General features: G+C 50.8%; 14 protein-coding genes and 4 pseudogenes. 9 read left to right on the top strand and 9 right to left on the bottom strand.

The genetic code is table 11. The annotated features are described in order from the left end of the window. The first annotated feature begins 18 nt into the window (after positions 1-18). Positions 19-666, top strand: a complete 648-nt coding sequence (locus tag C5610_RS08535; RefSeq protein ID WP_105306798.1) for a cytochrome b/b6 domain-containing protein — start codon at positions 19-21, stop codon at positions 664-666. Here C5610_RS08535 and C5610_RS08530 read toward each other — a convergent pair. Beyond that, the gene (locus C5610_RS08530) at positions 663-1,133 is read right to left on the bottom strand and encodes a c-type cytochrome (protein ID WP_105306797.1); all 471 of its coding nucleotides are present in this window, start codon (positions 1,131-1,133) and stop codon (positions 663-665) included. The two genes, C5610_RS08535 and C5610_RS08530, sit on opposite strands and share 4 nt — an antisense overlap. A gap of 150 nt (positions 1,134-1,283) precedes the next feature. Here C5610_RS08530 and C5610_RS13875 point away from each other — a divergent pair. From C5610_RS13875 to C5610_RS13710, 5 genes and pseudogenes are all read left to right on the top strand, one after another. Next, positions 1,284-4,364, top strand: a pseudogene (locus C5610_RS13875) (amidohydrolase family protein). Continuing rightward, the gene (locus tag C5610_RS13725) at positions 4,348-4,518 is read left to right on the top strand and encodes a hypothetical protein (RefSeq protein WP_262339826.1); all 171 of its coding nucleotides are present in this window, start codon (positions 4,348-4,350) and stop codon (positions 4,516-4,518) included. Before C5610_RS13875 ends, C5610_RS13725 begins: the two are co-directional and overlap by 17 nt. A gap of 122 nt (positions 4,519-4,640) precedes the next feature. Continuing rightward, positions 4,641-5,183: a hypothetical protein gene (locus tag C5610_RS13720; protein WP_262339825.1), complete on the top strand. Its 543-nt coding sequence runs from the start codon at positions 4,641-4,643 to the stop codon at positions 5,181-5,183. Between the two features lie 4 nt (positions 5,184-5,187). Then, positions 5,188-5,331 (top strand): hypothetical protein, encoded by a 144-nt coding sequence (locus C5610_RS13715; RefSeq protein WP_262339824.1) that lies wholly within the window; start codon positions 5,188-5,190, stop codon positions 5,329-5,331. Between the two features lie 161 nt (positions 5,332-5,492). Then, on the top strand, positions 5,493-5,660 hold the full coding sequence (locus C5610_RS13710) for a hypothetical protein (protein ID WP_262339823.1): 168 nt from the start codon (positions 5,493-5,495) through the stop codon (positions 5,658-5,660). Positions 5,661-5,723: 63 nt separating this feature from the next. Here the strand turns inward: C5610_RS13710 and C5610_RS13825 are convergent, their stop codons facing one another. Both C5610_RS13825 and C5610_RS13820 read right to left on the bottom strand, forming a co-directional pair. Beyond that, positions 5,724-5,915, bottom strand: coding sequence for a hypothetical protein (locus tag C5610_RS13825; RefSeq protein ID WP_316042206.1), 192 nt, complete (start codon positions 5,913-5,915; stop codon positions 5,724-5,726). Then, on the bottom strand, positions 5,915-6,370 hold the full coding sequence (locus tag C5610_RS13820; protein WP_316042205.1) for a response regulator: 456 nt from the start codon (positions 6,368-6,370) through the stop codon (positions 5,915-5,917). The genes C5610_RS13825 and C5610_RS13820 overlap by 1 nt, the downstream gene beginning before the upstream one ends. 238 nt (positions 6,371-6,608) lie before the next feature. Here C5610_RS13820 and C5610_RS08510 point away from each other — a divergent pair. Next, a pseudogene (locus C5610_RS08510) lies at positions 6,609-6,924 on the top strand (STAS domain-containing protein). Between the two features lie 405 nt (positions 6,925-7,329). After that, a pseudogene (locus C5610_RS13870) lies at positions 7,330-7,988 on the top strand (PP2C family protein-serine/threonine phosphatase); the annotation flags it as partial. Between the two features lie 591 nt (positions 7,989-8,579). Here the strand turns inward: C5610_RS13870 and yciH are convergent. From yciH to C5610_RS08480, 3 genes and pseudogenes are all read right to left on the bottom strand, one after another. Continuing rightward, positions 8,580-8,908: pseudogene (gene yciH, locus C5610_RS08490) on the bottom strand (stress response translation initiation inhibitor YciH); the annotation flags it as partial. Between the two features lie 6 nt (positions 8,909-8,914). Next, entirely contained in the window at positions 8,915-9,670 is a 756-nt protein-coding gene (locus C5610_RS08485) for a hypothetical protein (protein WP_105306792.1), read from the bottom strand. 58 nt (positions 9,671-9,728) lie between these two features. After that, complete coding sequence (locus C5610_RS08480) at positions 9,729-10,418, bottom strand: sensor histidine kinase (RefSeq protein WP_105306791.1); 690 nt, start codon at positions 10,416-10,418, stop codon at positions 9,729-9,731. Between the two features lie 102 nt (positions 10,419-10,520). Here C5610_RS08480 and cysB point away from each other — a divergent pair, with 102 nt between their 5' ends. Continuing rightward, positions 10,521-11,495, top strand: a complete 975-nt coding sequence (gene cysB / locus C5610_RS08475) for an HTH-type transcriptional regulator CysB (RefSeq protein WP_105306790.1) — start codon at positions 10,521-10,523, stop codon at positions 11,493-11,495. 28 nt (positions 11,496-11,523) lie between these two features. Here cysB and C5610_RS08470 read toward each other — a convergent pair whose 3' ends face one another. From C5610_RS08470 to pabB, 3 genes are read right to left on the bottom strand one after another with little or no spacing between them, the layout of a single operon-like run. Further along, positions 11,524-12,897, bottom strand: a complete 1,374-nt coding sequence (locus C5610_RS08470; protein ID WP_105306789.1) for an L-serine ammonia-lyase — start codon at positions 12,895-12,897, stop codon at positions 11,524-11,526. Positions 12,898-12,956: 59 nt separating this feature from the next. Further along, complete coding sequence (locus C5610_RS08465; protein ID WP_105306788.1) at positions 12,957-13,571, bottom strand: CoA pyrophosphatase; 615 nt, start codon at positions 13,569-13,571, stop codon at positions 12,957-12,959. Beyond that, complete coding sequence (gene pabB, locus C5610_RS08460; RefSeq protein WP_105306787.1) at positions 13,568-15,004, bottom strand: aminodeoxychorismate synthase component I; 1,437 nt, start codon at positions 15,002-15,004, stop codon at positions 13,568-13,570. The genes C5610_RS08465 and pabB overlap by 4 nt, the downstream gene beginning before the upstream one ends. Positions 15,005-15,075: the final 71 nt, after the last annotated feature.

The following is a 15,075-nucleotide window of genomic DNA, read 5'->3' as shown; positions in this document are numbered from 1 at the left end:
AGAGAAAGGAGAGATACGATGGCTGTAAAGGCGCCCAGGATCAAGGTTTGGGACAGCTTTATCCGGTTTTATCATTGGCTGATGGTAGCGCTTGTCGGGGCACTGTGGTGGAGCGGTGAAAATGGCGAGATGGCATTGCACCAGGATTTCGCGATTGTATTAACCGCATTATTAATTGTGCGTATTGGCTGGGGATTTTTTGGCAGCAAAAACACTCGCTTTAGCTATTTTATCCGCTCGCCAATGAAAATTCCGCAACACGCGCAGGCATTATTGCAACGACGTTATCGCACCGGAGACACACATAATGCAGCCGGTGGGTGGTCGGTGATTGCATTATTGCTGATCCTGGCGATGCAAATTATCACCGGCATGTTCAGCAGCGATGGTATTTTGTTTTCGGGACCGTTAGCAGGGTACGCCAGTGGCGATTTGGTGGATTGGGCAACGGACTGGCATAAGGCGCAATTTAACGTGATTCTGGCGTTGGTGGCGCTGCATGTGTTAGCCGTTGTGATCTACCGAATCTTCGGTGTGCCATTGCTGGGGGCGATGTTCAGCGGCTATCGTAACAGCAAAGCCACCCAGCCCGAGTTAAAGCCGGGCTGGCAGGCAATGCTGCTGACGGTGGCGGTGTGGTTTATCCTTTATTTGCTGATCAATTAGTCCTTGTAATTGTCATGGCAGCCCTTGCAGTTCTTCGCGGCTGCCATAAACACTGGCTTGATGTCGTCCAGTGAGCCGCCGGCGGCTACTTCTGCCAACTTTTCGGCGTCAGCGGTAAAATCAACGGTGCGTTGTTTGAAGTCGTCCCAATTATCCCAGATTTCAGGCAGTGCATCGGTGTTGTCGCCTGGCATCGCGCCGTCTACTGAAAACCCGGCCCATGGGATATGGCTCAGACGGGCAAAGTCCTCGGCGCGTTGCTGAAAGATGGCGGCGTCAAATGCAACATCTCCTTTTACCATATCGCCCATAGCGGCAAAGTTATCGCGCATGATTGACAATGCGTTCTGGCGGTACTCGACGGCCGATTCTGCGTCGTTAAACGCATGTTTGTCGGCCATGGCGTTGCCGGCAATACCAAAGCTCAGTAACGCCGTGGTAACGGCTGTGATCGTCAGCTTGTTCATAGTCACTTCCTTCATCTTATTGTTTTAGGTGAAACTTAACGACAAATTTACACTTTCTGTCGGTTAACACTTGTTACTTTACAGCATTACGAATAATTTGGTCATTAGGGTTAATAAGTACATTTTTATAACGAAAACGGGGAACCCATAATGAAAGCAAAGCATCAGTTAAGTGCTTTGGCGTTGGCGCTGAGCACAGCGTTCACGACCTCAGCAATAGCTGATCAGACTTCGCGCGTTAACGGTATGCGCGACAACACACCCAGTCTGATCGCTATTCAGAATGCCACCATAGTTACTGAACCAGGGCAACAGGTCAACAATGCCACTCTGGTCATTGAAAACGGAAAAATTGTTGCAGTACAACAGAATAACCGCGCGCCGGAAGGTGCCCGCATTGTTGATGCGACGGGTTATACTGTGTACCCCGGCTTTATCGATGCTTATGCCAATTATGGTGTGCCGTCGCCGGAAAAAGCGTCGCGTCCGGACAGTCCGATCTACAACAACGAACGAGAGGGCGGTAATGCGGCAAACGACGCTATTCATGCAGATGACTCCTGGTTTCGTGCGTTTAAAACGGACAGCGCGGCGAGCAAAAACTTTGTTGATGCCGGTTTTACCAGTGTGCAGTCGGCACGTTTAGACGGCATTTTCCAGGGTCGCGCGGTTACGGTTTCACTGGCGGATAAAATCGCCAATGACGTGATTTATAAAGCAGAAACACGACACTTTGGCTCCTTTGATAAAGCTCCTCACAACAGCAATACCCAAGCTCGTTGATGGGCAGTATCGCGTTGGTTCGGCAGACCCTGTCAGACGCTAACTGGTATGAGCAAGCCTATGGTAAACAAGCCGGTAAAGGCCCGGTGGAGTTTAATGCCGCGCTCGATTCGCTGGCGTCGATTGAAGACACCGGGATTGTTTTTAAAGTTGAAGACGAAAAGTCCCTGCTGCGGGCTGACGCGGTGTTTGACCAATTTAATGTACCAACGATCTACGTTGGCTCCGGTTACGAATATGCCCGCTTAGACGATGTTAAGAACGCCGGTAGTCCGTTAATTTTGCCGTTGAACTTCCCGGCAGCACCGGATGTTTCTGGTGTTGATGCGCATTTGGATGTTGATTTAGCCAAGCTTCGTCACTGGGAACGCGCGCCGGCTAACCCGGCAATGCTGGCTCAGGCTGACGTTGACTTTGCATTGACCATGCACGGTCTGGATAAAGCCGATCAGTTCTGGCCAAACGTCCGTAAAGCGGTCAAACACGGTTTGTCAAAACAGGATGCTCTGGCAGCACTGACAACCATTCCGGCGCAGATTGCCGGTGTCAGCGATAAAGTCGGTAAATTGGCAGCGGGCTAATATGGCCGATTTTGTGATGGTAAAAGGTGACGTGTTTGACGACGGCGTCATTCAGTCGGTGTGGATGCAGGGTGAAGAAGTCGAATTGCTGCCGCGCCACGAGGTCGATTTCGCCGGCCAGTACAACATCGACTGGCAGGGTAACCAAGTGACGCTCGATATTACCGCGAAGCCGACGGCCAGTGGTGAATTTACATGGGGTGAAGACACCATCAAGTTACGCCATGTCAATGCGGCAGAGGACGTGATGGAATTCGTTGCTGATCTGCCACAGGCAACGCCGGCGGGAACCTGGCGCTTCAAACTTGAACCAAGCGCACAAAACCAGTTTCAGTTAACCGCCAAAGCGCCCGATGGTGCGGCACAACAACTGAGCGCCAGTTACAGTGCGAAACCACAGGATGCGGCGGAAGACACTGAACAAACAGTTCAATACGTAGGTGATTTAACCTTCCCGAATGTCGCTTATGGTGTTGACGGTCTGCCGGAGCGCCAGGATGTATTGATCCGTAACGTAACGGTCTGGACCGCAACCGAGGACGGCATTTTAGAAGATACGGACGTACTGGTGCGAAATGGTGAATTCGCCGATATCGGTAACAACTTGTCTGCGCCGCGTGGTGCCACAGTCATCGACGGTTCTGGCATGCACCTGACACCGGGTATTATTGACGAACATTCGCACATTGCGATTGACCGTGGTGTTAACGAAGGTTCTGAATCCATTACCTCAGAAGTACGCATTGGTGATGTTGTGAACCCCGATGACATTCATATTTATCGTTCGCTTGCCGGCGGTACCACCATGGCACAGCTACTGCACGGTTCCGCTAACCCTATTGGTGGGCAGGCACAAGTCATCAAGTTGCGTTGGGGTGCTAATGCTGACTTAATGAAATTTGACGCCGCGCCTGAGGAGTATCAAGTTTGCGTTGGGGGAGAACGTTAAGCAAAGTAACTGGGGCGACGACATGACCGTTCGCTACCCACAAACACGCATGGGTGTAGAAACCATTATGCGTGATGGATTCCAGGCCGCCCTCGAGTATCAGCAGCAAAAAACAAGCCTATGATCGCTTAAGTCGCGCTGAGAAACAAAACAGGCGCCGCCGCGTCCGGACTACCGTCTGGAAACCTTGATCGAAATCCTCAACAGTGAGCGTTTTGTTCACGCCCACTCCTATGTCGCGTCAGAAATCCTGATGCTGATGGAAGTGGCGGAAGATTTTGGCTTTACGCTGGATACCTTCATCACATTCTGGAAGGCTACAAAGTGGCAGACGAAATGGCTGCTCACGGTGCCGGCGGCTCGACCTTCGCGGATTGGTGGGCATACAAGTTTGAAGTCTATGATGCGATTCCACACAACGCCTGTCTGATGCATGACCGCGGTGTGTTGACCAGTATCAACTCAGACAGTAACGACCTGCAACGTCGTCTCAATACCGAAGCGGCGAAATCCGTACGTTACTGCGGTATGGATCCGCACGAAGCACTGAAGATGGTGACCATTAACCCGGCCCAAACAACTGAAAGTTATCAATACGTCGGTAGCATCGAAGAAGGCAAGCACGCTGACTTTGTGTTGTGGAATAACTATCCGCTGAGTGCTTATGCTCAAGCTCAGCAAACCTGGATTAATGGTCGTAAGTTCTTTGACCGTGAGCTGGATGCACAACGTCAGCAACGTGTACAAGCTGAGAAGAACGCGTTAATCCAGAAAGTATTGGCAGAGGGCGATCAAGCCTATATTGGTGCAGAAGACGTGTATAAAGCCGACCAGCCAACTTGGCATTGCGACACGGATCACGACGTATGGATGGATCATTTCTTAGCCGGTGCCCATAGCCATGGAGGTAAACACTAATGAAAACATTAACCAAAACTCTCGCTGCGGCAGCAATAGTGCACTGGCTGCAACGTCGGCAACTCAGGCTCATGATCAGGTTCCGGGCGCTAAGCAGCAACAGCCAATTGTGTTGCAGGGCGGCACGTTGCATACGTTACCCAAGGCACCTTAGTCGATACGGACCTGGTATTCAGTGACGGTAAAATTACCGCCATCGGCACCGATGTTGCCGTTCCTGACAATGCCGAGGTGGTTGATATCTCCGGGCAGCATGTTTATCCGGGCGTGATTGCCATGGATACAACTCTGGGCTTGAACGAAATCGAGGCGGTGCGAGCGACTCGCGACGCCCGTGAAGTGGGCGAAGTCACCCCGGAAGTGGCCGGGCATATTGCCTTTAATGCCGATTCTGAAGTGATCCCGACGGTACGCTACCACGGCATTACTCATGCGCAGGTCGTGCCTGAAGGATCACTGGTCAACGGTCAATCCTCGTTGATGCAGTTGGACGGCTGGAACTATCAGGATAGCCTGGTTGCGGCGGAAGTCGGTGTGCACGTTAGCTGGCCGCGGACCTACGTTGTTGATACCTGGTGGGAGCGTCGTTCTCCGGCTGAACAGCGGGAAGCCAATGCCAAGGCATTAAAACGCCTTAAGCGTGTGTTTGCGGATGCTAAAGCCTACTATGATGCCAAGCAAGCCGACCTTAATATGCTGGTCGATCAACGCTGGGAAGCGATGTTAGGGCTGTTTACGGCTCCAAAAAACTTTTCGTTCACGCCGAAGATAAGCGCCAGATTGAACAGGCACTGGATTGACACAGGAATACGGATTTGATCTCGTGTTAATGGGAGCGCGTGACGCATGGCGTATTGCCGATCGGCTGGCTGAAACTCAGACCCCTGTGGTGTTTGGTTCACCGTTTGGGTTACCGGCCCGCGATGACGAAGGCTATGATCAGGCCTTTGCAACACCGGCCGTTTAGCCGAAGCAGGCGTTAATTTCGCGATTTCTTATCCGGGTTACTGGGATGTTCGCAACTTACCGTTTGCCGCCGGTCAATCGGTTGCTTTTGGTCTGATGTCGAACAGGCGTTAAAAGCCATCACGCTGAAAACCAGCGGAATTCCTGGGTGTTGCTGATCAGTTGGGTTCACTGGAAGTGGGCAAAAATGCAACCTTCAGTGTATCAAAAGGGGATTTACTGGACCCTATGGGTCAGGATTTGACCCACTTGTTTATCAGCGGACGAGCGGTCGAACTTGAAAGCCGCCATACGGAGTTGTACGAAAAGTATCAGCAAAAACCAGAATAATGGCTGCTGCTGAAATAAAAAACCGCGCTGTTGGCAGCGCGTTTTTTTGTACCTGAAGGCTGCTTAATGGCTGAGTAGTTTACTCAGTATCTTGCGTAAGGTTTCGGGTTCAAAGGGTTTATCGGTCAGAGCATCAATACCGCTTTGCTTGACGTTTGCCAGTTGTGGCTCATTAGCGCGAGCTGTCACCATCAACATGGGTGGTGTGTGAATGCGCTGAGTGGTTACGAACGTATTGAGCCAGCTCGCTACCATTAACTTCCGGCATGTGAAAATCCGGTAACGATCAAATCAAACTGTTGCTCTGACAGGATGTCGATAGCCTGTTGCCCGTTCTCGGCTTCGACGCAATGCTCAACCCCCATGTTTTCCAGCACCCGGCGTAACACATGGCGGGAAGTCGAGCTGTCATCAACCACCAATACCCGTAAATCCTCAATATCGTAAAGGTCGAGTTCAAGGTGTTCAGGTTCGAGTAAATCGACGGTGGCTTTAATTGCCTTTTGCAACTGTTCCGGCGTGAACGGCTTTGGTAGGATAGCAACAATACCGGATTGCTTAAATTGTTCCAGCTGATCGGCGCGGTGCTCGCTGGACACCAACATAAAATGCACGGTGTCGTGTAAATTGTTCTGATGAATGTGTTCAATTAATTCATGACCCGTGCCATCGGCAAAGTACATGGCACTGGTACAATGTCGGGTTGCCAACTTTGAATCAACTGTTTGGCTTCGCTAATGCTGCAGCGCCCGAGTTTGGTCAAGCCGGCTTGATTGAGATGCTGCGAGATCACTTTGCGTTGCACGCGGGATGGTTCTACCAACAAAATCCGAAGTTGTCTAGCGCTACAGACATAGGTGGTTGCATTTGATTGGTGGTGCAAAAAGATTATGGATTTAGCAGACAAACTCAATGAAAAAAATATATGCTAATAGAACAATCAATAAAATGAGGCTGTTATGGGGTGTAACACGAGAGTTTTCGGCGGCCCAAAAACAGTTGGTCATTGCCATCAAAGGAAAGTTTGATTTTAGTCTGGTACAGGAATTTCGGCAGGCTTACAGCCATGTTGGTGAGACGCAACCACTCATTATTATCGACTTGCGTGAAACCGAATACCTCGACAGCTCGGCGTTAGGTATGTGTTGAATATGCGTAAATCGCTAGGCAATAGTCTACGGGCATCCAGTTAATTAATGCGCGCCCCGAAGTTAAGCGCATTTTGGATATTTCGCGGTTCGATAAAATTTTACCAATCAGTTAATGAAAATTCTGGTTGTTGATGATCAAAAAGCCAATCAAATCATGCTTGAGGGGCTTCTGACCAGTATTGGCATAAGGTGCATTGTGTCCGATAACGGTCACAGGCGTTGGATGTATTTGCCGAGGTAAAACCACAAATCGTCTTGCTTGATGTGATGATGCCGGTGTTAAATGGCTTTGAAAAACAGCGCCATTACTGAAAGAACTGAGCGGTGATGTACACCTACCGATCATTTTTATTACCGCATTAGACGCTAAGGATACGTTGTTGCGTTGCCTGGAAGTTGGGGGCGATGACTTTCTCAGTATTCCGTTTGAGCCGGTGGTGTTACAGGCAAAATTAATGCTCATGCCCGGGTGCGGGAGTTGAGTTACTCGCTGGCACAAAAGAATAAAACGCTAATGGATGGAACGTGAGCAGACCATTGTCCGTCATATGCTGCACAACGCACTGAGCGAAAATGAGCTCGACAAACCCTATGTAAAATCCTTTCTGCGTTCAGTTTCTACCTTTAACGGCGATCTCTGTTTGGGCAAAGAAGGTCCGTTTGGCAATTATTATCTGTTTGTCGGTGACTTTACTGGCCACGGGCTGGCGCCGGCAACCGGAACCCTGCCCATTGCACAGGCATTCTTTGGTATGGCAGAGCGCGGTATGTCAGTGAGCGATATGGCCACTGAATTTAATCTGCGGCTGTTAAAGTTGTTACCGATGACATGTTCTGTGCCGCCTTGATCATCGAGCTGTCGCCGGGAGGAGAGCGGTTAACGTGCTGGAACGGCGGTATACCTGACGCTCTGGTGATTAATCGACACGGACAGATTGAGCATCGTATTCCGTCACGTCATATGGCGTTGGGGATTGTTCCCGAGGAGCAATTCGACAGTCAGGTCGAGCATTTGTTTGTGCGCGCTGACCAGACACTTATTGCGTTTACCGATGGCGTGGTCGAAATGCAATTGGCGGACGATAACATGCTTGGTGAGCGCGGCTTTGAAAAATTATTGGCCGATGCCTGGCAGCAGGGAGAAAATGGATTTGCCACTGTCCGCGACCAGCTCTTGGCAATGATGGAGGCGAAACAGCAAATTCATGATGATGTGTCCCTGATCGCTCTGCAGTGCCAGCGACAGCCGCCGGTAAGAACAGAACAACCGGTGGTGCATAACCACTTACCCTTTACGTTAACCGTGACCATCAGCAAACGCGAGGTGATGCGGCTCGATCCGGTCCAGGAGCTGGTTGATTCGCTCGGCAAATTGGATGCCTTAAAAAGTCACAAAACCACTTTGTATCTGCTGTTTGCCGAGTGTTTTAACAACATTCTTGATCACAATGTGCTGCAGATGGATTCGACCATGAAGGACGAACTTGGCTTTGAGCGTTATTATTTAGAGCGGCAGCGGCGACTCGAGCAAAATGAACATTTTTGTGTAGAAATTGTGATTCATTACTTGCCAGAGGAAGAATTTATCAGTTTCGATATCAGCTCAAACGGCCTTGCGCCATACAGTCCAAAAGCGTCCACCGGTAAAGCCTCAGAAAGCAACGAGGAAGCGCTGTTTGGGCGCGGTCTGCAGTTAATTGAAACTTTTGCGGGTAAGGTGGAATGGCGTGCCGAAGGGCAGGTGTTGCACGTTGAGTACGACCTCAGCCCCCGCCCTTTTAACCCGGTAGCCCTTTTGGTCAGCCACTGCTCAGCCGCGTCACGTTGATCGCCCTGTAACTCGATGGTGTAGTCTTTGACGGCACCACCGACACCGCAGTGCTGTTTCAAGGTTTTAGCAATAGATTTCAGTTCCTGCTGCGGAGCAGCTATGCCACTGACAATGGTGACGCCCTTACCCTTGCGGCCTTTGGTCTGACGCTGAAGCCGAACAATGCCGTCACCCTCAGGAATCTGTTCAGGTTGCGGTTCGGGGTCGACTTTGCCACTGTCAGTAGAGTACACCAATTGGCTCAGTTGGTCTTTCCAGTCTGTCATTACCGCTTACCACTTTTTCTTCGGTTGGAATAATTCTTCAAGTTCGTCTTGCTTGCGATTAGCCGCATCACGAGTATTAACGTCACGCAATTCGTTGGTGATCTGCTCCAGTGCCTGGTCGATCACCTGGCTACGACCTTCGATATAGTCATCGCTGTACGTTTGGTCCTCGAGCATTTTTTGCGCTTTTTCATAATACTGTCGTGCGGAACCCAACATATGTCCCTGATACGCGTTTTGACCTCGACGAATCAGAGTTTCTACACTGATTTTTAACTGCAACTTCTGCAAACGGGCATCTTCGGTGGTGTAAACGCCGCTGTCAACCTTGCCGCGGGTGTGCTCGGAACGCAGCGCGCTGCGTAAACGCTTGAGGGCATTGATCATGGCAATGATTTGTTTATCGTTATGAGGCAGTTCAAAATCTTCGGTAATCAGTGACGTGTCATTACGATCCATTTGTTGCAGGCGTTGCGCATAATCATTTATCCGCGCTTTGTAGTCATCGCTTGGGCTGACTTCGTCCATACCCTCCAACAGCTCTTTGGCGCGGGCATTGAGTACTGCTAACATTGACTTACCGATCGGAAAGTAACTGGCCATGTTGAGTAAATCCTCAACTTGCTCCAGGGCAGCCCTAAATTTAGCCAGTTTCTGCCGACGCAGAATATCTTGCTTTTGTTTGTGCTGTTGCACAGCGCCTATCATGACCGCCAGTATTGCAAGCAAAACGATCAGCGAGATGATAATGGTGTATAACATGCGTAATCCGAGTCAATGCTCATATTGTTTTTATCATTAAACGGTTATGGATAAACCTTTAGGGCAACACTAATTTAAACACACTACCACCTAAGTGTCCGCCATTTTGCAGTGTAATAAAACCTTTTTTACCGTTGCGTTCGTGCGCACTGGCAATTTGCTGAGCAAAATACAGCCCCAGCCCAGTGCGGGAGCTGTTCTGCGGCTGCGGAGCCTGTAGGGTTGGCACCGCTGCCAGCATGTGCTCAGGATAACCCGGGCCATTATCACTCACGCGAATCGTGACTTCACCGGTTGGCCCCGATTCCGCCTCAATAGACAGGCTATCGGCGGTATAGCGCATTGCATTAATGACGATATCATTTAACAGGTTAACAATAAGGTCACGATCACAGTACGCCGGACAGTTATCGCTCACATCAATGCTTAGGTTAATGCCACGCTGCTCGACATAAAGCTCATTGTTCATCACCACTTCTTCGATAATTTCATCCACAAAGTGGCGTTCAATATTCAGCGAATTGCTGTGTTGCTGGTGACGATACAGCTGCAGTAATTGGACCAAATTGGCGTTAATGCGTTGTGCTTCATAATAAATATTGGCGACATCACTGCCAAGTTCCGGATCATCGACGCGCATGACCACGGCTTCCAACTGTTGCAACACCAGCGCTAATGAATTTTTCATATCATGCACTGAGCTGGCCAGTACGGTCGTAAAATCGAGTTGTCGTTGTGGCTCATTCATAGTAACTGTTGGTCGAGACCGTTATTTAGTGTTTGGCATAAATAAGTAATTTACTATAGTATTTTCGCATAACCTAGTTTGGCAACGGCAGGTCGCGTTAGAATGAAATTACAGCAATTAAGATACATTGTCGAAGTTATGAACCATAATTTGAATGTATCTTCGACGGCGGAAAGCTTGTTCACGTCGCAACCTGGTATCAGTAAGCAGGTGCGGATGCTGGAAGATGAACTGGGCATTCAGATTTTTGGCCGTACCGGCAAGCACCTGACACACATTACCCCAGCCGGTCGGGAAGTGATTGATATTGCGCAGCAAGTGCTGGAACAGGTCAATGCCATTAAAGCCGTTGCGGCTGAACATAATCAGCCAGATTGTGGCAAGTTGAATATCGCCACCACACACACTCAGGCACGTTATGCGCTGCCGTCCGTCATCAGTCGGTTTATCAAGCAGTATCCGAAAGTGTCGCTGCACATGCACCAAGGTTCACCACAACAGATCAGCGAGGCCGCTGCTAAAGGCCGCGCCGATTTCGCCATTGCTACCGAAGCACTGCATTTGTATCAGGATTTGATCATGTTGCCGTGTTATCACTGGAACCGTTCGATCATCGTCACTCGAGATCATCCGCTGGCACAACTGAGCAAACTGAGCATTGCCGATATCAGCGAGTTTCCACTGGTTACTTATGTGCATGGGTTTACCGGACGTTCGGAATTGGATCGGGCGTTTGCGGCGGCCGGCAAAGAGCCTCATATCGTCTTTACCGCAACCGATGCCGATGTGATAAAAACCTATGTGCGCATGGGTATTGGTATCGGTGTGGTGGCCTCGATGGCCTACAACCAAGCAGAAGATAAGGATCTGGTGGCCATCCCGGCGCACCATTTGTTCGAACCGAGTACCACCAAGATAGGTTTCCGTCGGGGGACTTTTCTACGCACTTATATGTATGATTTTATTGAAAACTTTGCGCCGCACTTGACTAAGCCACGCGTTGAGCAGGCGATGCGTTTAAAAACCCATGAGGAAATCGAGCAACTATTTGCTGAGGAAGAACTGCCGACGCTGTAAGCCACTGCGTCGGCAGGCTGTCATGCGCTTAACATTCGATGATGTTAACCGCCAAGCCACCGCGGGCCGTTTCTTTGTACTTGGTTTTCATATCGTTACCGGTATCCCACATGGTCTTAATGACTTTATCCAGAGACACCTTATGATTACCGTCGCCACGCATAGCCAAACGCGCCGCGTTGATGGCTTTGATAGCGCCCATGGCATTACGTTCGATACAAGGCACCTGAACCAAACCACCAACCGGATCGCAGGTCAGTCCCAGATTATGTTCCATACCAATTTCAGCCGCGTTTTCTACCGTGCGTGGTGAACCACCGGTAAACTCAGCCAAGGCACCGGCTGCCATCGAACAGGCCACACCCACTTCGCCCTGACAGCCGACTTCGGCACCGGAGATGGACGCGTTCTTCTTATAGAGAATACCGATAGCGGCGGAGGTAAGCAGAAAACGCACCACTGCATCTTCATCCAGTTTCTCAATAAACTTATCGGCATAGCTCATTACCGCAGGAATGATACCCGCAGCACCGTTCGTTGGGGCCGTTACGATGCGGCCGCCGGCTGCGTTTTCTTCATTCACGGCGAGGGCAAATAAATCCACCCAATCCATGAACTGCATCGGCTCGGTGGTTTTTTCTTTCTTCAGACGCTGGTACAGCGCCGAGGCACGGCGCCGAACTTTTAAGCCGCCGGGCAGAATGCCTTCGGTACTGATGCCGTTTTCGATGCTTTGCTGCATGGTACGCCAGATCTTCATGAGCCCCTGACGAATCTCGTCTTCGCTACGAAAGACTTTTTCGTTAGCCATCATCAGCGAGCTAATGCGCAAACCGTGTTCTTCACAATGTTCGAGCAGTTCGGCCGCCGTATCAAACGGGTACGGAATCGGCTTGCTCGATTGCTCAATGGCTTCTTCCAACGTTTCGTCGAAATCTTCATCGCGCACGATAAAACCGCCGCCAATTGAATAGTACAAGTCTTTGTACAGCACTTCGCCGTCTTTCAACAGACGCAATTCCATCGCGTTAGCGTGCTTAGGCATGGTTTTGCGACGGTGAAACACAATCGCACCCTGGCGCGGGAAGTGCACCGGGTATTCGCCAAGCAGGTTAAGTTGCTGGGTTTTGTCGGTTTGTTCTAAAAAGTTGTCGACGTTGTCGGTATCAACAGTTTCCGGCAGTTCACCCGCCAAACCGAGGATCACCGCTTTACCGGTGCCATGGCCTTTACCGGTTTGGCCGAGCGAACCAAACAATTCCACTTCGACGCCATTGGCCTGTTGGAGGTGGCCGGCTTGTTTGGCAGCATGCAGAAAGTCATAGGCTGCACGCATCGGTCCGACGGTATGAGAACTGGATGGGCCGATACCAATTTTGTAGATATCAAAAACACTGATCATTAATTGTGACCTATCTCGATTAAATGTATTTACAACTTATTGTCGCACGCTTTGCGGACTTAGTTAAGGGGGCGCAGCTTATGGCGGAGCTCAGGTTGTAACTGTTCTGCCAACTCGCGCAAAATGCCGGCAGTTGCTCCCCAAATATTACGATGTTGCCAGGGAATAAAATACACCCTGTCGTAGATAAATTTGCGAATGCGATAGGCATAATGATTGTTGAGATCAAGAATATCCGCAAGCGGCACCTCAAAAATCTCTGCCACTTCACCGGCTTCTGCGACCAAAGGTTGTTGGGGCGTCACAAAACCGACAAAGGGGCGAATCATAAAGTTACTCAGCACCGGGTAGTCCTGCAAACGCCCGATCACTTCCACCTGTTGCCGGGGTAAGCCAATTTCTTCTTCGGTTTCGCGCAGCGCGGTGGTGAGCAGGTGCTGGTCCTGGTGCTCGTAACGTCCGCCGGGAAAACTGATTTGACCCGCGTGTTGGCGCAGCTTCGCCGAGCGTTGGGTCAGAATCAGTGACAGCCCATGCTGGCGCTCAATGATCGGGATCAGCACCGCTGCCGGCCGCAGCCGCTTGCGCAACGGTTCGTCAACCCGTCGATTGACCGGCGCATGGGGGTGCAGGTTAAAACGCCGGATAAAATCCTGCCGCGTTCTGATGCTCATGGTTGCTCCAGTACCGGTAAGATGCGCGCCACTTTGTCCAGCGTTTCCTGGTACTCGGCGGCGTCTTCTGAGTCAATCACTAAACCGCCTCCGGCCCAGCAGTACAGCGTATTTTGCTCGGCCAGGAGGGTGCGGATGGTGATACTGCTGTCGCTGGCACCGCACAAGGAGAAATACGCCATAGACCCACAATAACAGGCGCGACGATTGGGTTCGAGTTCTTCAATAATTTCCATGGCCCGAACCTTAGGTGCGCCGGTGATTGAACCTCCGGGAAACGCGCCTTCGAACAAGTCAAACGCGGTGTTGTTGGCCTCCAGGGTACCAACAACGGTGGATACTAAGTGATGAACCGCCGGAAAGCTCTCGATGGCAAACAAATGCGGTACCTCGATGCTGCCGGGGGCGCAACTGCGGGATAAATCATTGCGCAGCAGATCAACGATCATGAGATTTTCGGCCTGATCTTTAGCGGATGCCCGCAATTGCTCCTGCTGCCGTTGATCCTGTTGCGGATCGGGATGACGTGGGCGCGTGCCCTTAATGGGCTTAGTCTCAACTCGTCGTTGACGGTCGACCGCCAGAAAGCGCTCCGGCGAAACACTAAGAATCGCGCTTTGTGGCAGTCGCATAAAGGCCGAAAAAGGAGCGCCGTTGACACGACGCAAAGCATCATAGGCTTGCCATTCGCTACCTTCGTAAGCGGCCGAGAAGCGTTGCGCCAAATTAATTTGATAGCAATCACCGGCGGTGAGGTAGGCCTGAACCCGAGCGAAGCGGTCACTGTATTGTGCGCGGTTTAAATTACTTTGCCATGGTGCCGTTAGGGTAAAGGGCCGTGTTGCGCCTGCTGAGGCTTTGTTTAGCCAACTGTCAAAATAAGCCTGGTGGTGACCGTCGGCGGCTAACACCCATAATTGTTGCCGTTGTTTGTCGACAACCAACGCTTCGGTATAAAAGCCCAGGCCGGCATAAGGCAATTGGTATTCGGTTGGACTCAGAGCCGGCAGGTGTTCGATTTGACGGCCCAGATCATAGCTTAAATAACCGGCAAAGCCGCCGTTAAAGGGCAGTTCAGTATGCGGCTCTACGCTGATGGCCGCTTGCAAATCAACAAGAATGGCATTGGCGGCCTGTAACAACGAGCGGTCGCTGCAATAGCTTTGCAATCGTTCGGCATCGGCTGCCGCGTGAGCGTTCAGTAATACTTTGGCGCCGCGCTCGGTCGCCTGTAAAAAAAATTGCGGCCGCCGTAATAAAATATGAAAGCGGCTGTTGGGATGGTTGTCGGCGGCGGAGTCGAACCATAGCAGATAATCTTCCTGCTGATGTTGCGCCACACGCGCTTTTACCCAGTCATCAATCGTGCCGCTAGTCTGAGCAGCGAGTGCGTTGGTAAAATTCTGCCATCTAAGCGTTAACCCTGAGAGCACCGCAGTATCTTCCTTATCGCTGTTTTTGGCGAGTATATCACAGCACCTCAGTGACTGGTCAGCGGGCGATT

The organism is Idiomarina sp. OT37-5b, assembly GCF_002968395.1.
GTDB classification, from domain to species: domain Bacteria; phylum Pseudomonadota; class Gammaproteobacteria; order Enterobacterales; family Alteromonadaceae; genus Idiomarina; species Idiomarina aquatica.
This window is presented reverse-complemented; position numbering and strand designations above follow the sequence as displayed.